The following is a 22365-nucleotide window of genomic DNA, read 5'->3' on the forward strand; positions in this document are numbered from 1 at the left end:
CACAAAATATGCATAAAAAACCAATCAAGGGCAAGCTTAAAAAACCACTAACGGCTAACTTCCAAGGAAATTACCCAGCAGTTGGTGCCCCTGTTCGCTGAGAATGCTCTCAGGATGGAACTGTACGCCTTCCAACGCCAGCGTCCGGTGGCGGATCCCCATGATCTCATCCCGTTCCCCGTCACGTTCGCTCCAGGCGGTCACCTCAAAGCACTCCGGCAACGTCGCCGCGTCCAGGATCAGTGAATGGTAGCGGGTGACGGTCAGTGGATTATTCAATCCCTTGAACACGCCGAGATTTTGATGGCGGATAGCAGAGGTTTTGCCATGCATCACCTCTCGAGCGCGAACCACGTCGGCGCCAAACGCCTGGCCCAACGCCTGGTGACCTAGGCAGACCCCAAGGATCGGCAGCTTACCAGCAAAATGGCGAATGGCAGCCAGCGAGATGCCCGCCTCGTTCGGCGTACAGGGGCCAGGGGAGATCACCAGATGTTGCGGTGCCAGCCGCTCAATATCGGCCAGTTGCAGTTCATCGTTACGCTTCACCAGCACTTCTGCACCCAGTTCGCAGAAGTACTGATAGAGGTTGTAGGTAAAAGAGTCGTAGTTATCGATCAGCAGCAGCATGTTTAAATGAACTTAGTATGAAGGATCGTTACGGTCGCCCGTATCAAATAGCTAGATAGCCGAGTTTAACTAACCTTCGCCGTTACACCTATAGCCACATTCGAACAGTAACCCATAAAGACGGCCAGTTTTGCTGATTGGAAAACGTTGAATCAGCCCAAAAAGAGAGTAATGTAGCACTAAGTGCTATAGTTAAGGTAACAGGATGTCAACCTAATGCGCGTATTTAAAACCAAATGGTTTGCCAAAACGGCCGAATCTCATGGCATCAAAGATAGGGAATTATGCCGGGCTATTGACGCAGTGATAGAAGGGAAGGCCGATGACCTCGGAGGCGGAGTATACAAGAAGCGCCTAAGGGAGAATCGTGATCGCGCCATAATATTAGCCAAAGGCGGAGTGCATTGGTTTTACACGTTCCTGTATGCTAAACAGGATATGGCCAACATCGATAAACGTGAACTTGCTGGATTTCGAGAGTTAGCAAAGTACTATGCGGTACTTGCAGATGAAAAGATTATGGCATTGATTACAAATAAAGAGCTGGTGGAGATTTGTCATGACCGCAAAAAGTAAATTCAAAAGTCCTGCGTTTGAAGCCATCCATAGTGCAGCTTCTGGGTTATTCAGCGTCGATGCCATCCCGCAGGAGACGATGCGTAGCTTCGATCAAGCCTGCATCAGCAGCGTCAAAGATCTTCAACCACTTGAAATCAAAGCATTGCGGGAAAAACTCAATGTCAGCCAGCCAGTCTTTGCCCGTTATCTAAACACCAGCGTTTCTACAGTACAAAAATGGGAAAGCGGCGCAAAACGCCCCAGTGGCCTGTCGTTGAAGTTACTTACCGTGGTCCTGAAACATGGGCTTAAGGTGTTGATTTAATACCTGATAACGCAAATGTAACATTCAGTCATCCAAGCTCACACCCAGCAGGGTTTTAACCGGCAATGGTTCGCATCAGCCGACCAAGACAACGGAAAGCCTTTGGTTAATACTGCGAAGTCGAATGAATTCTCTGAGGCAACATTTCGCAGACACTGCCTGCGAAATGTGAGCCCAGCGGACTCAATCAGCGATACTTCGCCGTTACACCTATAGCCACATTCGAACTCTCTGCGATAGTTGATTACGAGGCTGGAGGTCCCCGAGCACCTCTCGACTAGCTTCTGGCCCACAAACGGTAAGTAGGCTTCAGACTATAGCCCAAGAGACATGCGCCAATACTCATCGAAATGAAATCCCTTTATACAGTGTCGATTGGTAATGTGTTGACTGACCACGAAACCATTGTGTTCATAGAAGCGGATGGCCCGGTGATTAGTCGTAGCAACATCCAATTCAATGTAATGGCAACCACGTTGTCGTGCCCGAATAATTTCCTGCTGCAATAACCAAGAACCTACCCCTTGACCGGCCAATGTCTGGTCGATGGAAAAATTGTAAAGAAAGTAAATACCTCGGTGTGGTTTAGGACTGGCTGCGGTGGAGACCAACAGCCGATATAGACACTTCAAAGCTTGAAACAGAGGATAGACATGAAAAAGTGATCTCAGAGTGTAAATATCCAACAGCCAGTGCTCCCGCCGTTCAAAAGCGGCAACCATACCGATGCAACGGTTTCCAAGGAGCGCTAGACGATGTCTTGAATAGCCGAAATATCCTAGGTCACAGCGAAAGGCATGCTTCAAGTAAGCATTGCGCTGCCCCTTGGGACCATATATATAACGTTGGGTGTGCAGATCGATGTTGCCCAACAAGCCAACGACCTGCTCAGCATATTCTGCGGTCGCAGTGCAATACTGAAGGTCCTCACAGGGATACTTAATCATATAGACTTACACCCAGCATTCTTAGCAATTTTAGGGCATTGGTCTGAGTGGAGACTCCCTCTTTGAGGCGGTAGTTGAACACCACTTTTTCCGGCAGTTGTTCATCTATATCCTCCTCAAAATAGATGGTTTTACATAACGATTGCAGCTCTGGATGCGTCGCAAGGGCGACATTATGTGTCGTCATCAGCCCCATCGCTCGTTGGGTGCAGAGCTTTTTAAGTAGTGCAACAATGGCGAGGTTGCGCTCCCGTTCATTCGTTCCCTTAAGCAGTTCATCCAGCAGAAATACTGGCTGTAGATGACATTGTTCGACACCTTCCAGCACGTGCTTGATCTGCACGACCTCACTCATAAAGTACGATATCCCCTGCTCCAACGAATCACGGCTGGAGATAGCCGTATATAACTCGCAGGGAGGGAAACGCATTTCAGCACAGGCCACAGGCCCCCCGGCCATGGCCAGTTTAAGGTTGAGACCCAGCGTGCGCATGTAGGTGGTTTTACCCGACATATTAGAACCGGTAATAATAGTCACCTGTGCGGGAGCCAACACAATATCATTGGCTACCGCTATGCCAGGTGGTAGCAACGGGTGAACAGCTTGGCGGGCAGAAATCCCAGGCTCCTTGCTACAAACGGGGAAGCCCCAGGTCGGGTTTTCGAAGCTCAAATTGGCTAAGGCGCTAATGGCTTCAAAATGCGAGATAGCTTCCAACCAATCGGCCACATGCACAGCGAACTGTCTACGCCACTGCTGTAGTTTGAAAGCCACATGAAAATCCCACAACAAGCAGAGCTGCAGGAACATATAGGGCACCGGATTAAAACGTAGTCGCGAATGATGCACTATGGCCGACAACTGGCGCAGAGCGGCCCCTGGCCGTTGCGGCGACTGCAATAACGACTCACGGATCTGCTGTAAAGGTTGAGACTGAAACTCGTCGCTACCGATGAGTTCGACTATTCGTGACAAGCTGTTCAATGCCTCGGATTGCAAATCTGCCTGTTCGAAACAGTGCCTAAACCGTTGAGCGTTAAAACCAAGAAACACCAGATTCAACAAGAGCGGCAAGGCGAGGATCCATACGGTCACGAGTTTGCTCACCACCAGTAGCAGACAGATAATGAATATAACGTTTAGAAGCCAACCGATCCGTTGCTTAATTGGCGTTACAAGAGGTTCTGAAGTATCCGTTGCCCAGGCTCGGAACTGCTCTAGCCGATGACCAGCCATATTTTGCTGGTCCCGTGCGTAAGCATACAGCCGCTGGCGTAAGTCCAACTGAGGAGCCAGTTCCCGAACCGCTTGTTGATGTTGTTCGAGCATCGGACTTCCCCGGCTCAGCCACTCGGCCAGCCGCTTATCGCCTAAGCTGGTGGACAGGTTGAACAGGAGTTGTCCAAGTGATGCATGTCCATACAGATTCAGATCCCGGTCTTGCTCACTGAAAGAGTCGGCGAGGTTGGCAGGGCAAGGTAGCAGCACCGAAAAGTCCCGCCTAACGCGAGCCAGGCTCTCCTGATTTAGAGTCACCAAAGTGCGGCAGTGCTGTAATTGAGCCGCCAACCGACGGTGCCAGATCACCAAGGCAACGAATATCCCGGCACCCACACCCAACAACCCCCACCAAAAACCCTGTTTTGGGTCTGACCACAGACCGCTGATCGGCGCCAGCAAAACTAGCGCCACCAACAACCGGCCAAGCTCCACATAACGTTGTCGGCGGCGTAAGCGCTGTGAATCGTCAGTAAAGGCATCGATGCGTTCCTGGCACAGCCCCTCCGCGGGATTATCAGGCCTGGTGGTCATTCCTTTCATCGCAGGTCTACTTCTTACGGCCACCCATGATCGAGCCTAAAACGCCGCGCAGGATCTGGCGGCCCAGATCGCGCGCCATGCTCTTGGCGGCGGTCTGTACGATGCCGTCGTGTTTACCGCCGCGTGGACCAGTGGAACCAAACAGGATCTCGTTCAAGCCGCCCATCAAGCCACCGCCGCTTTCCTGCCCTGCGGCCGGTTTCTGAGCCGGTTGCCCAGGCTGTGGCGTACCCACAGTGGCAAAACCACCTGCGGCCAGTTTTTCATAGGCAGATTCACGATCCACCATATCCTCATAGCGTCCGTAGAGCGGGGATTTATTGATGGCGCTGTTCATCCCTTCGGCCCCCAGCATGCCCATTTTCGATTCCGGAGCGATCACCATCGCACGCTCCACCACGTTCGGCCGCCCTTTTTCATCCAGGAAGGAGACTAGTGCCTCGCCCACGCCTAGCTCAGTGATTGCCATTTCCGCATCAAAGTCTGGATTGGCGCGCATGGTTTGTGCCGCCGCCTTCACCGCTTTCTGATCGCGTGGTGTAAAGGCCCGCAGCGCGTGCTGGACACGGTTACCCAGCTGGCCCAGGACACTGTCCGGGATATCCAACGGATTCTGGGTGACAAAGTAGATGCCCACGCCTTTGGAACGGATCAGGCGCACCACCTGTTCAATTTTGGTCAGCAATGCCGGTGGCGCATCGTTAAACAGTAGGTGGGCTTCGTCGAAGAAAAACACCAGCTTTGGCTGTTCCGGATCGCCCACTTCCGGCAAATGCTCAAACAGCTCCGCCAGTAGCCACAGCAAAAACACCGCATACAGCTTCGGCTGGTTAATCAGCTTATCCGCCGCCAGCAGGTTGATAATGCCGTGCCCGTTGGCATCGGTTCTCATCAGATCGTTGATATCCAACATCGGCTCGCCAAAGAACTGATTGGCACCCTGCTGTTCCAGCGTCAGCAAACCACGCTGGATCGCCCCGACCGAGGCCGAAGAGATGTTGCCGTACTGGGTTTGGAACTGTTTGGCGTTATCCCCGACGTACTGCACCATCGCACGCAGGTCTTTCATATCCAGCAACAGTAAGGCGTTGTCATCGGCGATCTTGAACACCAACTGCAACACGCCGCTCTGCACCTCATTCAGATCCAACAGGCGGCCTAGCAGCAGCGGGCCAAGATCGGAAATAGTGGCGCGGATAGGATGGCCCTTTTCACCAAAAATATCCCAAGGGATCATTGAACAGGCTTGGGGTTGCCAGCCGGTAACGCCAATTGCCGCCAACCGCGCCTGCAACTTCTCGGAGGGAATACCTTCGGCCGCAATGCCCGACAGATCGCCTTTAACGTCCGCCAGGAATACCGGAATGCCAATGCGCGAGAATTGCTCCGCCATCTTTTGCAGGGTGACCGTTTTGCCCGTACCGGTCGCCCCGGTGATCAACCCGTGGCGGTTAGCCAGGGCAGGCAAAATGACCAGTTCCTGCGCCGGTTTCCCGTCTTTCATCGCTTTGGCAATAATCCGTGCTTCGCTCATTTTCTGTTCCTATAACCCTGTACGGCGCGAATGCGCCCGTTGATATCATCAAGGCTATAAGCGAGACGTAAACCCGTCAAGGACAAACAAAAGGGCCCCTCACCCCAACCCTCTCCCACAGGGCTGAGGAATCCCCACAAAAAAATGAAAGGCACGATGAAGTGTGATCTACTGGTTGCGCTAACAAAACAGAAGAGACCTCATCGTGCCTTTACAAACAGTTTGCCAGAAATTTTTCTCCGCGTCTTTACGTGGTATTCATTCCTTTCGGATCAATGTACTTATCTCTATGGCCATTGCACTTTGCAACGGCGCTGACTTGACGCTAACCAGTCTCGGCCGTTCGCTTCCAGGCAGAGCTCACGTCAAAAATAAAATTAAACGTGTCGATCGGGCCCTCGGTAATACCGCTATTCATCACGAACTTCCCCTTATTCAACAGATGCTTACGCGGTCTATCACCTCACTGATGCCGTTCTGCGTTATTGCTGTCGACTGGAGCGGATGGCATGACAAAAACTGGCATCTGCTGCGAGCAAGCCTAGTCTGTAATGGCCGTTCCCTCCCTCTGATGAGCGAAGTGGTGCCCGCCTGGCTGGCACAAAACAGCCAGGTTCAGTGCGCCTTCCTTGACCGTCTCCACGCGGCCATTCCCGACGGAAAACCCGTCACAATAATCACGGATGCGGGCTTCAGAACTGACTGGTTCAGGCACATAAGCCAACTGGGCTGGTGTTTTACGGGCAGGGTCAGAGGGCTCGTCTGCTTCCAGTTGGAAGGAAGCACCCGCTGGATGAAAATCAGTGACTTGCAGGCGGAGAGCACTCCCATAAAAGTCGGTTACGGTGTACTTGCTCGTAAGCCGAGGATGCCTTGTTACGGTAGCTTTTATCTGCAAAAGCGCCCATCGGCGGGACGTCACGGAAAAGGCAGACGGTCAAAAACGGAGAAAGAGCATCGAAGTAGCGCTCAGGAACCGTGGTTGCTGTTCAGTAATGTTGAAGGCCTGGAGCCTCATCAGATAATGACCCTGTACAGTCGTCGGATGCAGATAGAGCAGAACTTCCGCGACGAAAAAAGTCCGCGCTTCGGATATGGGCTGAGACTAAGCCGCAGCCAGGGCTGGGGTCGCCTGGCGGTTCTGAGTGTAGTGGCAGCGATGGCCAGCCTGGTGATGTGGCTGACGGGGTATATGGCGGAAAAGAAACAACTTCATAGGCATTATCAGGCAAATAGTGAGAAAGGGAGACGGATCCTGTCGTATCTGAGGCTTGCTGGTGAGGTCCTGAGAGACAGAGCGGGAATAGTGAGACGGATGAATATAGTTAATATGCTGAAAAAGTTAGGGAATGAGTACAGTAATATGGTCATGGGATGCTGACCATATTACTGGGGATCACTCAGCCCACAGGGAGAGGGAGCTATTAGCCCCTGCTCTTTTGCAAGTGAAAGAGGTCACCTCAACAAACTCTTCAAGCCGATATCAATCGTAGGAGTCAATCTGCGGCACATTAGGGTCCCTCATGCCAAACCGTATCGCGGGACGTGCACCCAGTCCTTCCTTTTGTGAGAGGGAGCTGATGCAGAGCCGATATCAATCGTAGGAGTTAATCTGTGGCACGTTAGGGTCCCTCATGCCAAACCGTATAGCGGGACGTGCAACCAGTCCTTCCTTTAGGGAGAGGGAGCTGATGCGGAGCCGATATCAATCGTAGGAGTCAATCTGTGGCACATTAGGGTCCCTCATGCCAAACCGTATCGCGGGACGTGCAACCAGCCCTTCCTTTAGTAAGAGGGAGCTGATGCGGAACCGATATCTATCGTAGGAGTCAATCTGTGGCACATTAGAGTCTCTGATGCCAAACCGAGTCGCTTAACGTTATCCGCGTAACCCCAGCTCTTCTTTCAGCGATTTGAGATAGCGGCGGCTGACCGGTACCGGCTCCCCCACCGACATAATCATTTCCGCCGTGCCACTTTCTTCAAAACGGATCTCTTTGACCTGCTCAAGGTTCACCAGATATTGCCGGTGGCAGCGCACCAATGGCGTGCGGCTTTCCAGCGTGCGTAGCGTCAGTTCGGTAAAACACTCCATGCCGTCATTGCGCACCACATACACTCCGGTCGAGCGTGAGCGGATAGCGATCACCTCGTCGAAACGCAGCAGGTAAATCCGGCTGTGGCCGGTGCAGGGAATGTATTTCAGGTAGCCCGCGCTTTCATCCAACGCCGCAATATTCTGCGGAGCACGGCGCTGATGCAGGCGCTGCAGGGTTTTATTCAGCCGATTCGGCTCCGCCGGTTTCAGCAGGTAATCAAACGCATGCTGCTCAAAGGCCTGCACCGCGTATTCGTCATAGGCCGTCAGAAACACGATGTAGGGCATACGGTTCGGATCGAGCATGCCAACCATTTCCAATCCGCTGATACGCGGCATCTGGATGTCCAGGAACACCACGTCCGGTTGCAAGCGGTGGATTTGGCTGATGGCCTCAATGGCATTGGCACATTCACCAATAATGGTAATACCCTCTTCCTCTTCCAGCAGGTGGCGCAGGTTATCGCGGGCAAAGGGCTCGTCATCGACAATCAGTACGTTCAACATCAAGCAGCCCTCGCCAAGGGAACGTTAAGGGTGATGCAAGTATAGGCTTCAGGTTCGCAGGTGACCTGCACGCCATAATCTTCACCATAGCGCACGCGGATACGCCGATCGACCAGGTTCATCCCCAACCCGCTGCCACCAGTCTGCTGACGGAACAGCCCGGCGTTATCCGTCACCTGCAACAGCAAGTGATCGCCCTCCAGACGAGCACCAATATCGACACGGCCAATCCCCAACAGATGGGAAGTACCGTGCTTGATGGCATTTTCCACAATCGGCTGCAGCGAGAACGCAGGTAAACGCACTGCCAGCAACTCTTCCGGCAGCGAAACGGTGATCTCCAGCCGATCGGCAAAACGGGCCTTTTCGATCTGCAGATAGGCGTTCACATGTTCGATCTCGTCCGCCAGGCTCACCTCATCGTCGGAGCGCTTGAGGTTTTTACGGAAAAAGGTCGACAGATACTGCACCAGTTCGCAGGCCCGGTCACCATCGCGGCGGATCACCGCCACCAGCGTATTCAGGGCGTTGAACAGGAAATGCGGGTTCACCTGCGCATGCAGCAGTTTGATTTCCGACTGGGCCAGCAGCTGTTTATGGCGCTCATATTGCCCGGCCATGATTTGCGCCGACAGCAGGCTGGCAATCCCTTCCCCCAGCGTGCGATTAATGGTGCTAAACAGCTTGGTCTTGGGTTCATACAGTTTGATGGTGCCAATCACTCGCTGGTTTTCACCACGCAGCGGGATCACCAGTGTCGAACCTAGTTTGCAATTGCCGTTGATGGAGCAACAGTAAGACAGCTCATTGCCGTCGGCATACACCACCTCGTTGTTATCGATGGCGCGATGGGAGTGGACCGAGGAGATCGGCGTGCCCGGCAGATGGTGGTCGTCACCAATGCCGATAAAGGCCAGCAGCTTGTCACGATCGGTGATCGCCACGGCGCCGATGCCCAGCTCCTGATAGACCACCCGCGCCACCTTCATGCTGTTTTCCTGGTCAAACCCCTGGCGCAGAATACCCTCGGTACGTTCGGCTATCTTCAACGCCTTGGAGGAGAAGGCGCTGGTGTATTTCTCAAACATCGCCCGCCGATCAAGCAGGATCTGCATGAACATGGCGGCACCGATGGTATTGGCGATCAGCATTGGCAGGACGATGTGTTCCACCAGCAGCACCGCTTCGGGGAACGGACGCGCGACGATCAGGATAATCGCCATTTGCAGCACTTCGGCCACCAACGCAATCCCGGCGACAAACAGCGGGTTGAACAGCAGATCGATACGCCCGCGCCGCATGGCAATGCTGTGCACAATACCGCCAACCAGACCTTCGGCCACCGTGGAGATCGCACAGGCGACGTCTGTCATGCCCCCCAGTGTATAACGATGCAAGCCGCCCGTTAGGCCAACCAGGAAACCGACGGAGGGCCCACCCAGCAGCCCGCCCAACACGGCGCCGATAGCGCGGGTATTGGCGATGGAGTCTTGAATATGCAGGCCAAAATAGGTGCCCATAATGCAGAACACCGAGAAAATGACGTAGCACAGCAACTTGTGCGGCAGGCGAATGGTCACCTGCATCAACGGAATAAACAGCGGCGTCTTGCTCAGCAGATAGGCAATGACGAGATACACGCACATCTGCTGTAACAGCAGTAACACCTGGTTAAATTCGTACATAAAAACGGCTCATCCTGAACAACGGGGGCGATCAAAAAAGTGCCGGGTATCCGGTCTGGTTTTAGGCGGGCAATTAAATCACGTGGGATCGAAAAAAACAGTGATGCAGGCAAACATTCAGGAGGGAAAAGCAGGCCGGCCCCCAGCTAGAGACCGGCTTGGGTGATTTATGGCAGCACTTTGGCCGACAGGATCACGATAGGTTTACTCGGGACATTCTGGTAAGGACCGACGTTGCCAGTGGGTACCTGGGAGATTTTATCTACTACGTCCATACCTTTAACGATTTTGCCAAATACCGCGTAGCCAAAATCACGCTGGCCATGATCGAGGAACGCATTGTCTGCCACGTTCAGGAAGAACTGGCTGGTGGCGCTGTCTTTATCGGCGGTACGCGCCATGGAAATGGTGCCACGCAGGTTACGCAGGCCGTTATCAGCTTCGTTTTTGATCGGTGCATTGGTGGTTTTCTGCTGCATATCCGCAGTAAAACCGCCACCCTGAACCATGAAACCCGGGATCACGCGGTGGAAAACGGTGTTGTTGTAGTAACCGCTGTTCACGTAGTCAATGAAGTTCTTGGTTGAGACCGGTGCCTTCTGACTGTCGAGCGCCAATTCGATATTCCCTGCCGAGGTGGTCAGCATGACGTGGGTTTCACCGGCGGCTAATGCGGCGGGTGCCATGGCTGTCAGTGAACACAGCGCAACGAAGGTCACTAAAGTACGTTTGAACATGAACGGGTCCTTTCTTTGAGATACAAACAACGGAAAGCGCTTTGATTCTAAAGAGCTGCGCCCGGCAGCGCCAGCCATTTACCTATATTTACTCAATTGCCGGACGTTTCTGAGTGCGCCCGGTTTTTTCCTGCCGACAGTATGATCCCCGTACTGATTTTTGCCAAGCCGATCACGCATTATTTGCCGATTTTCGCCCTTCATCGGTTTTTGCGACACAAATCCCGGTTTGGTTCTGCAATCCAGCTAGGCTAAATAAATGAGAGCGCTCTCATTTGCGCTGATAACCATAATAATACTGGAGAGCAATGATGAAGAAGATAGTGCTGTGCTGTGCCGCGGGGATGTCCACCAGCATGCTGGTCAAACGTATGCAAACCGAAGCGCAAAAGCGCGAACTGGCCGTGGAGATTGTAGCGGTACCGGCTGCGGATTTCGAAGCTGAGTTGCCAACTGCCAGCGTGGTGCTGTTGGGGCCACAGGTAAAGTACGAACTGGCCCGCTTCAGCCAGCTTGCCGGGCCGCATGGCCTGCCGGTTGCCGTCATCGACATGATGGATTACGGCACCCTGCGCGGTGACAAGGTATTAGACCAAGCCCTCAGCCTGATCGCCTGACGCCGCGGAGAACCCCATGAGCCTATACGCTTCCCTAATGCGCGTGGTCGAAAGCCATATCGCGCCACTGGCTGGCCGGATCGGTAGCCAGCGCCATATTATTGCCATTCGTGACGGTTTTATCAGCGCTATGCCATTTTTGATCGTCGGCAGTATCATGCTGATCGTCGCCAACCCGCCGTTTGACGCGACCACCACCTCCAGCTTTGGGCAAGCCTGGTTAGGGTTCGCCAAGAAGCACTGGGACACCATCACCATGCCGTTCTTTATGACCATGGGGTTGATGAGCGTATTTGTCTCTATTGGTACCGCCTACAGTCTGGCAAAGCACTACAAAATGGATGCGCTGACCGCTGCGCTGCTGTCGCTGATGGCATTCCTGCTGGCCTCCGCGCCACAGGTCGACAACAAGATGTCCCTCGATTTTCTGGGTGGCCAGGGGGTATTCACCGCTCTGATCTGCGCCATTTGGTCGGTCGAACTGATCCGCCTGCTGAAAAAGTACAACATCACCATTCGCATGCCAGAGCAGGTTCCCCCTGCCATTGCCCGCTCGTTTGAACTGCTGTACCCAGTGGTCGGCATTCTGTTGACGGTCTACCCCATCAGCCTCCTGATGCAGAGCGAATTCCAACTGCTGCTGCCCGCTGCGATTATGCAGGTGTTCCAGCCGCTGATTTCCGTCGGCGATACGCTGCCAGCCATCCTTTTGGCGGTGCTGATTGCCAACCTGCTGTGGTTTGCCGGTATTCACGGCGACAACATCGTGACCGGCCTGCTGAACCCGATCTTTATGGCTAACCTGGCCACTAACGCCGCGCTGGTCGCCAACGGTGCAGCCATGACCCAAACGCTAACCGCGCCATTCTGGTCATTCTATGTCTGTATCGGCGGCTCAGGCTCCACGCTGGTGTTGGCCTTCCTTTATCTGCGCAGCCGTTCCATTCATCTACGCACCATCGGCAAGCTGAGCGTGGTCCCGGCGGCTTTCAATATCAATGAACCGCTGCTATTCGGTTCGCCGGTGGTGATGAACCCAACGCTGTTTATCCCGTTGATTGTGGTGCCGATGGTTAACGCCACTCTGGCTTATTTCGCCCTGCACTGGGACATGGTGGAGAAAATGGTGGCGATGGCCCCCTGGACCGCCCCGGCACCGCTGGGAGCGATGATCTCCGCCTCCTGGGATATCCGTGCCGCCGTATTGGTGCTGGTGCTGATGGTGATTGACCTGGCGATCTGGCTGCCGTTCTTCAAGGTGTATGAAAAACAACTACTGGCGCAGGAACACGAGCAGGCCGAGGCTGAACGCGAAGCCAGCAACGCCGCCACCGCACAGTAACAGGAGAGATAACGTGACTGAACTGATGGCTGAAGTCAGCCAGGATTTTGAAAGCACCATTATGGAGCTGCTGGTATTTGCCGGTAGCGCCCGCAGCAGCGCGCTGATGGCTTTGCAACAGGCCCGTGCCGGTGATTTCACCGGTTCCGCCGAACATATGGCCGAATCCAAGCAGGCGGTGAAACAGGCGCATCGCATTCAGACCCAGTTGATCGGCATGGACGAAGGCTGCGGCAAACTGGCCATCACCCTGATCACCGTACACGCACAGGATCACTTGATGAACGCCATGGTCATTCAGGATCTGGCCGACGACATGATCGAACTTTATCGCCGTCAGGTACAATTGGAGGCCCGCTCATGAGCGCATTAAAAATCGCCATTATTGGCGGCGGTAGCAGCTACACGCCGGAGCTGGTGGAAGGCCTGATCCTGCGAATTGAAGAGTTGCCGGTGACCGAACTGGCGTTGGTGGACGTTGAGCCTGGCCGGGAGAAGGTCGAGATCATTGCCGCATTAACCCAGCGTATGCTGGCCCGTAACGGCCTGGAGCAGGTGAAGGTCAGCGTGCATTTCGATCTGGACGAGGCCATTCGCGGTGCCAGTTTCGTTCTCACCCAGTTCCGCGTGGGTCAGTTGCCTGCCAGGGCAGCCGACGAGCGCCTGGGCCTGAAATACCAACTGATCGGCCAGGAAACTACCGGCGTTGGCGGCTTTGCCAAGGCGCTGCGCACCATTCCGGTGATGCTGAATATCGCCCGCAAGGTAGAACAGCTGGCACCCGATGCCTGGATCATCAACTTTACCAACCCGGCCGGTATCGTGACCGAAGCCGTTTCGCGTTATACCAAGGCGAAAATTATCGGCCTGTGTAACGTGCCGATCAGCATGCATCACATGATCGCCAATATGCTGAAGGCCCCTTACGCCGAGGTACAGCTGCAATTCGCGGGGTTGAACCACATGGTGTGGGTCCACCAGGTGCTGCAAAACGGCAAGGACGTGACCGACAAGGTACTCGACATGCTGTGTGACGGTGCCGCGCTGACCATGAACAACATCAAGGAAGAGCCTTGGCCACCAGAGTTCCTGCGCGCCGTAGGGGCGATCCCCTGCCCTTATCACCGCTATTTCTACCAGACCAAAGAGATGCTGGCAGAGGAGATTTCCGCCGCAGCCGAACGCGGTACCCGTGCCGAACAGGTGATGAAAGTAGAGAAGGAATTGTTCGAGCTGTATGCAGACCCACATCTCGACAGCAAGCCCGAGCAGCTCAGTTTCCGTGGTGGTTCCTTCTATTCCGAAGTGGCGTTAGAGCTGATCCGTGCCATTCACAATAATCTCGGCACGCAATTAGTGGTCAATACCGCAAACCGTGGCGCTATTCGCGGTTTGCCAGACGATGCTGTGATAGAAACCAACTGTATCGTCGATGCTCAGGGTGCCCATCCGCTGACGTTTGGCCAACTGCCGGATTCGATGCATGCGCTGACCCAGCAGGTTAAAGCCTATGAACGCCTGACGATAGAGGCCGCCGTGCATGGCGATCGCCGCAGTGGGCTGCTGGCACTGGTCACCAATCCTCTGGTCGCCAACGCCCAAATTGCCCAGCCGCTGCTGGAAGAAGTGCTGGAGGTAAATAAAGCCTATTTGCCGCAGTTTAACGCATAACCATCAACATTGGGTTCGGCTCGCCGGACCCACTTATCTCCTGTAATCTGATCAAGTGGGGGGATAAGCCCGTAATCAGGAGCAGTAAAATGGTGACACTGGAAGATGTCGCAGCGATAGCGGGCGTATCCCGCGCGACTGTGTCACGCGTGGTCAACGGCGACAACAAGGTCAAAGCGCTCACCCGCGAGAAGGTCAAACGGGCGGTGGCCGAACTGGGCTATACCCCCAACCCCGCGGCCAGGGCGTTGGCATCCAGCCAAAGCAATACCTTGGGCCTGGTCACCACCTCATACCGAGGGGGCTTCTTTGGTGCCCTGATGGATTTCGTCCAAACCGAAGCCGAGTCCAACGGTAAACAACTGCTGGTAACCCAAGGCCGCAACAGTGCGGAAAATGAACTGCTGGCGATCCAACGCCTGTTCAGCCTGCGTTGCGACGGAGTGATCCTCCACGTGCGCTGCCTCAGCGACGATCGGCTGCGTCAGTTGGCGGCCGAACAGCGCTCCTTTGTGCTGCTGGATCGCCTGGTCCCTGGCCTGGAAGATCGCTGTGTTACCTTCGATCACGTTTATGCCAGCCAGCTTGCTACCCAGCAGCTCATCGATGCCGGCCATCGGCGCATTGCCTGTATCAGTGGCCCAGCCCAACGAGCCTCCAGCCAACAGCGGTTACAAGGGTTCCTCAATGCGATGCAGGCCGCCAACCTGCAACCGCTAGGCTGCCCGGAAGGGGTCTATGACCTGGAAAGCGGCTACCAGTGCGCTGACCAGTTGCTGCGCAGCAAAGCGCTGCCTACGGCGATCTACTGCTGCAACGAAGAAATGGCGATTGGTGCCTTGCTGGCGATTAATGAACGGCATCTGCGTGTACCGCAGGATATCTCATTGATCTGTTATGACAGTGGCGAACGAGCGCCTTTTGTCCGCCCGGCGCTCACCAGCGTGCATTTCCCTATTACCGAAATGGCGCAATATGCCGCTCGTCTGCTGATAGATCCACTGACCGCACCGGTGAGCTTTGAGCCGACCATCATCCAGCGCGATTCGATCGCCACACCCGGTAGCTGATCACATAAAAATCTAAAAACCTTTCATCTCTTGCATCAAAAAATCGATGCTCGTCACATAAACTCCCGTTGTCTATGCTAGGATCCGCCTCCTGGTGGCCTGATCGGGATCTTTTCCAGTTTTTAGCAGGAAAAACCTGCGGCCTTATGCCAGCTTTAAACCCCAGGGATCTCAGGTTACGTCCTGACAGCCCACGGGTATAAACCACAACAAAGATAATCAGGCCTATATACATGAATGACAGCAACCGCATCCGGCTAACCTGGATCAGCTTCTTCTCTTATGCGCTGACCGGTGCATTAGTGATCGTCACAGGGATGGTGATGGGAAACATCGCAGAGTATTTCAATCTGCCGGTTTCCAGCATGAGCAATACCTTTACCTTCCTTAACGCGGGTATTTTGATTTCAATCTTCCTCAATGCCTGGCTGATGGAAATCATTCCGCTGAAACGTCAGCTGATCTTTGGCTTTATCCTGATGCTGCTGGCCATCGCCGGGCTGATGGTGGGCAAAAGCCTGACCCTGTTCTCGCTGTGCATGTTTGTGCTCGGTGTGGTCAGCGGTATCACCATGTCGATCGGCACCTTCCTGATCACCCATATGTATGCGGGCCGCCAACGTGGTTCACGCTTGCTGTTTACCGACTCCTTCTTCAGCATGGCCGGGATGATCTTCCCAATCATCGCCGCAATGCTGCTGGCGCGCAGCATTGGCTGGTACTGGGTTTACGCCTGCATTGGAGTGCTGTACCTGGCCATCTTCGTGCTGACGCTGTGTTCCGAGTTCCCGGTTCTGGGTGACAAAGGGGAGAAAAGCAGCGAGCCGGTGGTGAAAGAGAAATGGGGCATCGGCGTGCTGTTCCTGGCTATCGCCGCGCTGTGCTACATCCTTGGCCAGTTGGGCTTTATCCAATGGGTGCCGGAATACGCCACCAAAACCTTCGGCATGAATATCGATCAGGCGGGCAAGGTAGTCAGCAACTTCTGGACTTCTTACATGATCGGTATGTGGGTGTTCAGCTTCGTGCTGCGCTTCTTTGACCTGCAACGCATCGTCACCGTGCTGGCCGCTCTGGCAACGGGTGCCATGTACCTGTTTATCAGCACCGATAATCCTGAGTACCTGAGCTACTACATCATGGCTCTGGGCTTCGTCTCCAGCGCGATCTACACCACGCTGATCACGCTCGGTTCGCAGCAAACCAAGGTTTCCTCACCGAAACTGGTCAACTTTATCCTGACCTGCGGCACCATCGGTACCATGCTGACCTTCGTGGTCACCGGCCCGATCGTTGCCAGCAGCGGGGTCCATGCCGCACTGACTACGGCCAACGGCCTGTATCTGGCCGTGTTTGTGATGTGTCTGCTGCTCGGCTTTGTGACCAAGCACCGCAACCATGGGCATACCACGCACTAACTGTTGTTCGTTTTCCCCATGAGGGTTCTGCCAACGCAGAACCCTTTTTTTATGTCTAACGCCTGAAGTCGACCTGCTCTTCCTGCTCCAGATACAGCGTGGTTTGCGCAGGCTGGGTGGCCGCGATGACCGCACCCGCACGGATCGAATAGCGTACCGGCGTCTGGCGGCGTACTGCGTCAAAACCGCTGTCTGCGGGTAAGATCACCAAATCGGCACTATTGCCTGCACGCAAACCGTAATCCGTCAGGTTCAAAGTTCGTGCGCTGTGGGTGGTGATCAGATTCAAACCGTCATCGATCTGGCCATAACCCATCAGTTGGCAGACGTGGAGCCCCATATGCAGCACCTGCAACATATTGGCGGTGCCCAGCGGATACCAGGGGTCAAACACGTCGTCATGACCAAAGCAGACGTTGATGCCCGCCTCCAGCATCTCCTTCACCCGTGTGATGCCACGCCGTTTAGGATAGGTATCGAAACGCCCTTGCAGGTGAATATTCACCAACGGGTTGGCCACGAAGTTGATACCGGACATTTTCAGCAGCCGGAACAGCCTTGAGGTATAGGCCCCATTGTAGGAATGCATCGCGGTGGTGTGGCTGGCGGTGACCTTGGCGCCCATCTCCAGCTTCAATGCCAGCGCGGCCACGGTCTCCACAAAACGGGACTGCTCGTCGTCAATCTCGTCGCAGTGCACGTCCACCAGCCGATCGTATTTCTGTGCCAGAGCAAAGGCCTTGTGCAGCGACTCTACGCCGTATTCGCGGGTGAATTCAAAATGCGGGATAGCACCGACCACATCCGCCCCGAGCCGTAACGCCTCCTCCAGCAGGGCTTCCCCATTGGGATATGACATGCTCCCTTCCTGAGGGAAGGCCACGATCTGCAGCGTGATCCAAGGAGCGACCTCCTGCTTGACCTCCAGCATGGCGCGCAGCGCGGTCAGCGTAGGATCGGAGACGTCGACATGGGTGCGCACATGCTGCACGCCGTTGGCGATTTGCCATTTCAGCGTCTGCCAGGCGCGCTGTTTCACGTCCTCATGGGTGAGCAGTGCTTTGCGCTCCGCCCAGCGCTCAATACCTTCAAACAGCGTGCCGGACTGGTTCCATGCGGGCTGCCCGGCGGTTTGCGTGGTATCCAGGTGGATATGCGGCTCGATAAACGGCGGCAGCGCCAGCCCGCCTTCGGCATCCAACACGTCGCTGCGCCACTCCAGCCCCTCAGGCTGTGGAATGATATGCGCGATCCGCCCCTGCTCAATAGCCAGTTGCCATAGCCCTTCATGCCCGCTCAGGCGCAGGTTATCGATAAACTTGACCGGATTGTTCGCCATTTTTTCCTCTGCTCGGCTCACCATTTCTTTCATCATACTGGGCAATGACGAGCTGACAAAATCGCCGCTTGGTGCCTCTCCCCTTTCGCTACTCCCCAAGGAGTATTTTTTCCATTAACTGGCTCGATTCAGCTAAAGTTGAGTAAAAACCGCAACTTATCAAATATCGATAAAAATCATAGATATACCACCTTAGAGGTATATAGGGGCTAGCTTGACCTGTATCAATAAATTGCCTTCTGGGAGGAATAAGGTACATCCAGGAAATCAGAATTTTGAGGCAATAATGAGCAGAGTCCAACTCGCGGTTATCGGCAACGGCATGGTCGGCCACCGCTTTATCGAAGATCTGCTGGAAAAGGCAGACAAAGACCAGTTCGACATCACCATCTTTTGTGAAGAGCCGCGCATCGCCTACGACCGCGTGCATCTCTCCTCCTATTTCTCCCACCACACTGCCGAAGAGCTTTCGCTGGTCCGCGAAGGCTTCTACGAAAAACAGGGCGTCAAAGTGCTGGTAGGCGAGCGCGCGATCACCATTAACCGCGCAGAGAAAGTGATCCACTCCAATACCGGCCGCACGGTGTATTACGACAAGCTGATCATGGCGACCGGCTCCTACCCGTGGATCCCGCCGATCAAAGGTTCAGAGACTCAGGACTGCTTCGTTTACCGCACCATTGAAGATCTCAACGCTATCGAATCCTGCGCCCGCCGCAGTAAACGTGGCGCGGTAGTAGGCGGTGGCCTGCTCGGCCTGGAAGCGGCTGGCGCACTGAAAAGCCTGGGCGTGGAAACCCACGTGATCGAGTTCGCGCCGATGTTGATGGCAGAACAGCTCGATCCAATGGGCGGCGACCAGCTGCGCCGCAAGATCGAGCGCATGGGTGTCAAAGTCCACACCGGCAAGAACACCACCGAAATTATCAACGGCGGCAAAAGCGCACGCAAAACCATGCACTTTGCCGACGGCAGCGAGCTGGAAGTCGACTTTATCGTCTTCTCCACCGGTATCCGCCCGCAGGACAAACTGGCTCACCAATGCGGGCTGGCTACCGCCCCACGCGGCGGCATTGCGATTAACGATAACTGCCAGACCTCCGATCCGGACGTTTACGCCATTGGCGAATGCGCCTCCTGGCAGCAGCGCACTTTCGGCTTGGTCGCGCCGGGCTACAAGATGGCTCAGGTCACCGCCGACCATCTGCTGAGCCGTGAAAACAGCTTCCAGGGTGCCGATATGAGCGCCAAACTGAAGCTGCTGGGGGTCGATGTTGGGGGCATTGGCGATGCGCATGCGCGTACCGAAGGCGCCCGCAGCTACGTCTATCTGGATGAAAGCAAAGAGGTTTACAAGCGTTTGGTCGTCAGCGCGGACAACAAAACGTTGCTCGGCGCGGTGTTGGTCGGCGATACCAGCGACTACGGCAACCTGCTGCAGCTAGCACTGAATAATATCGAACTGCCGGAAAACCCGGACAGCCTGATCCTGCCAGCCCATGCCGGCAGCAAGCCTGCCATCGGCGTAGATTCGCTGCCAGAAACCGCACAGATCTGTTCCTGCTTCGACGTCAGCAAGGGCGATATCATCAAAGCGGTGAATATGGGCTGCCATACCGTGGCGGCGATCAAGTCCGAGACCAAGGCCGGTACCGGCTGCGGCGGCTGTATTCCACTGATCACCCAGGTGCTGAATGCCGAACTGAGCAAACAGGGCATCGAGGTTAACCATCACCTATGCGAACACTTTGCCTATTCCCGCCAGGAGCTGTACCACCTGATCCGGGTTGAAGGCATCAAGACCTTCGACGAGCTGTTGGCGAAATACGGTAAGGGTTACGGCTGCGAAGTGTGTAAACCGACCGTCGGTTCACTGCTGGCCTCCTGCTGGAACGAGTATGTGCTCAAACCGCAGCACACGCCGCTGCAAGACACCAACGACAACTTCCTGGGCAACATCCAGAAAGACGGCACTTACTCGGTGATCCCACGCTCTGCCGGTGGTGAAATCACGCCGGAAGGTCTGATCGCCGTCGGCCAGATTGCCAAAGAATACAACCTGTACACCAAGATGACCGGCTCGATGCGTATCGGCATGTTCGGTGCGCAGAAAGACGATCTGCCCGCCATCTGGAGCAAGCTGATCGCCGCCGGTTTCGAAACCGGCCACGCCTACGCCAAAGCGCTGCGGATGGCAAAAACCTGCGTCGGCAGCACCTGGTGCCGTTATGGCGTGGGTGACAGCGTTGGCTTCGGCGTGCAGCTTGAACACCGTTACAAAGGCATCCGTACCCCGCACAAGATGAAGTTTGGCGTTTCCGGCTGTACCCGCGAGTGTGCCGAGGCGCAGGGGAAAGACGTCGGCATTATTGCCACCGAGAACGGCTGGAACCTGTACGTCTGCGGCAACGGCGGGATGAAACCACGCCATGCCGATTTGCTGGCCGCCGATCTCGACAACGAAACGCTGATGCGTTACCTCGACCGTTTCATGATGTTCTACATCCGCACCGGCGATAAGCTGCAGCGTACCTCGGTCTGGCTGGAAAGCCTGGAAGGCGGCATCGATTATCTGCGCAAGGTGATTATCGACGACAAGCTGGGCATCAACGCACAGCTGGAAACCGAAATTGCCCGCCTGCGCGAAGCAGTGATCTGCGAATGGAAAGCAACTGTCGAAAATCCTGCATCGCAGGTGCGTTTCGCTCACTTTATTAACAACAGCCAGCGCGATCCTAACGTGCAGGTCGTGGCCGAGCGCGAGCAACATCGCCCAGCTCGCCCGGATGAACGCATTCCCGTCACCTTGCTGGAAACCGAGGAGAACAACGCATGAGCCAGTGGATCACCGTTTGCCCCATCGCCGATATTCTGCCCGCGACCGGCGTGTGTGCGCTGATCGGTACCCAGCAGGTGGCGATATTCCGCCCCTATGCCGACGAACGGCTGTTTGCCATCAGCAATATCGACCCGTTTGCCCAGGCCAGCGTGCTCTCTCGCGGACTGATTGCCGAGCATCAGGGTGAATTGTGGGTCGCCAGCCCGCTGAAAAAACAGCATTTCCGCCTGCGCGACGGTTTCTGTCTGGAAGATGAGAGCCACTCCGTGGCCAGCTTCACCAGCCGGGTAGTCGACGGCCTGGTTCAGGTGGCAATGCAATAAAACACGATGCCCCTTGGTTAAGGTTAACCAAGGGGCACGGCACCAATTTTTATTACTTCCCAGGGAAATTTATGTTCACCGACACCATCAACAAATGTGCTGCCAACGCGGCACGCATCGTCAAACTGGCCAAAGAGAGTCCGCTCGGCTTCTGGATCAGTTCCGCTATGGCCGGGGCCTATGTCGGCCTTGGTATTATCCTGATTTTTACCCTCGGCAACCTGGTGGATCCGTCTATCCGTCCGTTGGTCATGGGTGCCACCTTCGGTATTGCACTGACGCTGGTGATCATCGCCGGTTCAGAGCTGTTCACTGGCCACACCATGTTTCTGATGCTGGGCGTCAAGGCCGGTACCATCAAGCACCGCCAGATGTGGGCCGTACTGCCACAAACCTGGCTAGGAAATCTGCTTGGTTCGGTGCTGGTCGCGCTGATGTATTACTACGGCGGTGGTAGCCTGCTGCCGATGGATACCAGCCTGGTGCATACCGTAGCGCTGGCCAAAACCACCGCCCCTGCAGAAGTGCTGTTCTTCAAAGGCGTACTGTGTAACTGGCTGGTTTGCCTGGCGATCTGGATGGCGTTGCGCGTTGAAGGCGCGGCCAAGTTCATCGCCATCTGGTGGTGTTTGCTGGCGTTTATCGCTTCCGGTTACGAACACTCGGTGGCTAACATGACGCTGTTTGCCCTGTCCTGGTTCGGCCACCACAGCGAAGCCTATACCCTTAGCGGTATCGGTCATAACCTGCTGTGGGTGACTCTGGGCAACATGTTCTCTGGTGCCGTGTTTATGGGCCTCGGTTACTGGTATGCCACACCACGTGCCCAACGTCCACAGGCTGAGATTGCCGCCGCTCGCCAAACCGCATAATGATTTTTGGGGTGAGCAATCGCCCCCGTTA

At 55.0% G+C, this 22365-nt stretch carries 20 protein-coding genes; 12 read left to right on the forward strand and 8 right to left on the reverse strand.

The genetic code is table 11. The features are described 5' to 3' along the window. Positions 1–54 precede the first annotated feature (54 nt). The gene (locus tag KGP16_RS24650; RefSeq protein ID WP_059199470.1) at positions 55–630 is read right to left on the reverse strand and encodes an aminodeoxychorismate synthase component II; all 576 of its coding nucleotides are present in this window, start codon (positions 628–630) and stop codon (positions 55–57) included. 216 nt (positions 631–846) lie between these two features. Between KGP16_RS24650 and KGP16_RS24655 the strand changes: the two genes are divergently transcribed. Together KGP16_RS24655 and KGP16_RS24660 are read left to right on the forward strand one after the other, a co-directional pair. Then, positions 847–1206 (forward strand): type II toxin-antitoxin system RelE/ParE family toxin, encoded by a 360-nt coding sequence (locus KGP16_RS24655; protein WP_223500490.1) that lies wholly within the window; start codon positions 847–849, stop codon positions 1204–1206. Then, complete coding sequence (locus KGP16_RS24660) at positions 1190–1513, forward strand: DNA-binding transcriptional regulator (protein WP_021181678.1); 324 nt, start codon at positions 1190–1192, stop codon at positions 1511–1513. The genes KGP16_RS24655 and KGP16_RS24660 overlap by 17 nt, the downstream gene beginning before the upstream one ends. Positions 1514–1827: 314 nt before the next feature. On the opposite strand, the gene KGP16_RS24665 is transcribed toward KGP16_RS24660, so the two are convergent. From KGP16_RS24665 to KGP16_RS24675, 3 genes are read right to left on the reverse strand one after another with little or no spacing between them, the layout of a single operon-like run. Then, positions 1828–2460, reverse strand: coding sequence for an N-acetyltransferase (locus KGP16_RS24665; protein ID WP_223500492.1), 633 nt, complete (start codon positions 2458–2460; stop codon positions 1828–1830). After that, positions 2453–4282: a hypothetical protein gene (locus tag KGP16_RS24670; RefSeq protein ID WP_223500493.1), complete on the reverse strand. Its 1830-nt coding sequence runs from the start codon at positions 4280–4282 to the stop codon at positions 2453–2455. Before KGP16_RS24670 ends, KGP16_RS24665 begins: the two co-directional genes overlap by 8 nt. A gap of 7 nt (positions 4283–4289) precedes the next feature. Further along, complete coding sequence (locus KGP16_RS24675; protein ID WP_223500494.1) at positions 4290–5816, reverse strand: helicase HerA-like C-terminal domain-containing protein; 1527 nt, start codon at positions 5814–5816, stop codon at positions 4290–4292. A 205-nt stretch (positions 5817–6021) separates the two neighbouring features. Here KGP16_RS24675 and KGP16_RS24680 point away from each other — a divergent pair, with 205 nt between their 5' ends. Then, a complete protein-coding gene (locus tag KGP16_RS24680; protein ID WP_059199164.1) occupies positions 6022–7197 on the forward strand; it encodes an IS4 family transposase in 1176 nt (391 codons plus the stop codon). A gap of 498 nt (positions 7198–7695) precedes the next feature. Here KGP16_RS24680 and btsR read toward each other — a convergent pair whose 3' ends face one another. The 3 genes from btsR to ppiA form a co-directional block, all read right to left on the reverse strand. Continuing rightward, positions 7696–8421, reverse strand: a complete 726-nt coding sequence (gene btsR, locus KGP16_RS24685) for a two-component system response regulator BtsR (protein WP_021181680.1) — start codon at positions 8419–8421, stop codon at positions 7696–7698. Then, complete coding sequence (locus tag KGP16_RS24690; RefSeq protein ID WP_021807483.1) at positions 8421–10106, reverse strand: sensor histidine kinase; 1686 nt, start codon at positions 10104–10106, stop codon at positions 8421–8423. The genes btsR and KGP16_RS24690 overlap by 1 nt, the downstream gene beginning before the upstream one ends. A gap of 167 nt (positions 10107–10273) precedes the next feature. Continuing rightward, a complete protein-coding gene (ppiA, locus tag KGP16_RS24695) occupies positions 10274–10843 on the reverse strand; it encodes a peptidylprolyl isomerase A (RefSeq protein ID WP_021181682.1) in 570 nt (189 codons plus the stop codon). 311 nt (positions 10844–11154) lie between these two features. Here ppiA and KGP16_RS24700 point away from each other — a divergent pair, with 311 nt between their 5' ends. The 6 genes from KGP16_RS24700 to tsgA all read left to right on the forward strand — a co-directional run bounded on the left by KGP16_RS24700 (position 11155) and on the right by tsgA (position 16961). Next, positions 11155–11460 (forward strand): PTS sugar transporter subunit IIB, encoded by a 306-nt coding sequence (locus KGP16_RS24700; RefSeq protein ID WP_037376515.1) that lies wholly within the window; start codon positions 11155–11157, stop codon positions 11458–11460. 16 nt (positions 11461–11476) lie between these two features. Then, positions 11477–12802 carry a PTS sugar transporter subunit IIC gene (locus KGP16_RS24705; protein ID WP_094981654.1) on the forward strand — a complete coding sequence of 442 codons (1326 nt, stop codon included), beginning with the start codon at positions 11477–11479 and terminating at the stop codon, positions 12800–12802. A 25-nt stretch (positions 12803–12827) separates the two neighbouring features. Further along, positions 12828–13166: a PTS lactose/cellobiose transporter subunit IIA gene (locus tag KGP16_RS24710; protein ID WP_037411230.1), complete on the forward strand. Its 339-nt coding sequence runs from the start codon at positions 12828–12830 to the stop codon at positions 13164–13166. Then, complete coding sequence (locus KGP16_RS24715; RefSeq protein WP_115159413.1) at positions 13163–14473, forward strand: 6-phospho-beta-glucosidase; 1311 nt, start codon at positions 13163–13165, stop codon at positions 14471–14473. The genes KGP16_RS24710 and KGP16_RS24715 overlap by 4 nt, the downstream gene beginning before the upstream one ends. 89 nt (positions 14474–14562) lie before the next feature. Next, the gene (locus KGP16_RS24720; RefSeq protein WP_071681335.1) at positions 14563–15543 is read left to right on the forward strand and encodes a LacI family DNA-binding transcriptional regulator; all 981 of its coding nucleotides are present in this window, start codon (positions 14563–14565) and stop codon (positions 15541–15543) included. A 233-nt stretch (positions 15544–15776) separates the two neighbouring features. After that, a complete protein-coding gene (gene tsgA, locus KGP16_RS24725) occupies positions 15777–16961 on the forward strand; it encodes an MFS transporter TsgA (protein ID WP_021181688.1) in 1185 nt (394 codons plus the stop codon). Positions 16962–17016: 55 nt separating this feature from the next. Here the strand turns inward: tsgA and KGP16_RS24730 are convergent, their stop codons facing one another. After that, on the reverse strand, positions 17017–18300 hold the full coding sequence (locus KGP16_RS24730; RefSeq protein WP_223500495.1) for a cytosine deaminase: 1284 nt from the start codon (positions 18298–18300) through the stop codon (positions 17017–17019). Positions 18301–18586: 286 nt separating this feature from the next. Between KGP16_RS24730 and nirB the strand changes: the two genes are divergently transcribed. The 3 genes from nirB to nirC all read left to right on the forward strand — a co-directional run bounded on the left by nirB (position 18587) and on the right by nirC (position 22334). Further along, positions 18587–21136 (forward strand): nitrite reductase large subunit NirB, encoded by a 2550-nt coding sequence (gene nirB, locus KGP16_RS24735; RefSeq protein ID WP_021807477.1) that lies wholly within the window; start codon positions 18587–18589, stop codon positions 21134–21136. Continuing rightward, positions 21133–21462 carry a nitrite reductase small subunit NirD gene (gene nirD, locus KGP16_RS24740; protein WP_115159411.1) on the forward strand — a complete coding sequence of 110 codons (330 nt, stop codon included), beginning with the start codon at positions 21133–21135 and terminating at the stop codon, positions 21460–21462. The genes nirB and nirD overlap by 4 nt, the downstream gene beginning before the upstream one ends. 71 nt (positions 21463–21533) lie before the next feature. After that, entirely contained in the window at positions 21534–22334 is an 801-nt protein-coding gene (nirC, locus tag KGP16_RS24745; RefSeq protein ID WP_218520181.1) for a nitrite transporter NirC, read from the forward strand. Positions 22335–22365: the final 31 nt, after the last annotated feature.

The organism is Serratia sp. JSRIV006, assembly GCF_019968685.1.
GTDB lineage: Bacteria > Pseudomonadota > Gammaproteobacteria > Enterobacterales > Enterobacteriaceae > Chania > Chania fonticola_B.

Coding starts and splice junctions, on each gene's coding strand:
- nirD (WP_115159411.1), top strand. CDS start 21,133: ATGAGCCAGTGGATCACCGTTTGCCCCATCGCCGATATTCTGCCCGCG.
- tsgA (WP_021181688.1), top strand. CDS start 15,777: ATGAATGACAGCAACCGCATCCGGCTAACCTGGATCAGCTTCTTCTCT.
- KGP16_RS24720 (WP_071681335.1), top strand. CDS start 14,563: ATGGTGACACTGGAAGATGTCGCAGCGATAGCGGGCGTATCCCGCGCG.
- ppiA (WP_021181682.1), bottom strand. CDS start 10,843: ATGTTCAAACGTACTTTAGTGACCTTCGTTGCGCTGTGTTCACTGACA.
- KGP16_RS24655 (WP_223500490.1), top strand. CDS start 847: ATGCGCGTATTTAAAACCAAATGGTTTGCCAAAACGGCCGAATCTCAT.
- KGP16_RS24675 (WP_223500494.1), bottom strand. CDS start 5,816: ATGAGCGAAGCACGGATTATTGCCAAAGCGATGAAAGACGGGAAACCG.
- KGP16_RS24660 (WP_021181678.1), top strand. CDS start 1,190: ATGACCGCAAAAAGTAAATTCAAAAGTCCTGCGTTTGAAGCCATCCAT.
- KGP16_RS24700 (WP_037376515.1), top strand. CDS start 11,155: ATGAAGAAGATAGTGCTGTGCTGTGCCGCGGGGATGTCCACCAGCATG.
- nirC (WP_218520181.1), top strand. CDS start 21,534: ATGTTCACCGACACCATCAACAAATGTGCTGCCAACGCGGCACGCATC.
- KGP16_RS24690 (WP_021807483.1), bottom strand. CDS start 10,106: ATGTACGAATTTAACCAGGTGTTACTGCTGTTACAGCAGATGTGCGTG.
- KGP16_RS24730 (WP_223500495.1), bottom strand. CDS start 18,300: ATGGCGAACAATCCGGTCAAGTTTATCGATAACCTGCGCCTGAGCGGG.
- KGP16_RS24665 (WP_223500492.1), bottom strand. CDS start 2,460: ATGATTAAGTATCCCTGTGAGGACCTTCAGTATTGCACTGCGACCGCA.
- KGP16_RS24670 (WP_223500493.1), bottom strand. CDS start 4,282: ATGAAAGGAATGACCACCAGGCCTGATAATCCCGCGGAGGGGCTGTGC.
- btsR (WP_021181680.1), bottom strand. CDS start 8,421: ATGTTGAACGTACTGATTGTCGATGACGAGCCCTTTGCCCGCGATAAC.
- KGP16_RS24710 (WP_037411230.1), top strand. CDS start 12,828: ATGGCTGAAGTCAGCCAGGATTTTGAAAGCACCATTATGGAGCTGCTG.
- KGP16_RS24650 (WP_059199470.1), bottom strand. CDS start 630: ATGCTGCTGCTGATCGATAACTACGACTCTTTTACCTACAACCTCTAT.
- nirB (WP_021807477.1), top strand. CDS start 18,587: ATGAGCAGAGTCCAACTCGCGGTTATCGGCAACGGCATGGTCGGCCAC.
- KGP16_RS24715 (WP_115159413.1), top strand. CDS start 13,163: ATGAGCGCATTAAAAATCGCCATTATTGGCGGCGGTAGCAGCTACACG.
- KGP16_RS24705 (WP_094981654.1), top strand. CDS start 11,477: ATGAGCCTATACGCTTCCCTAATGCGCGTGGTCGAAAGCCATATCGCG.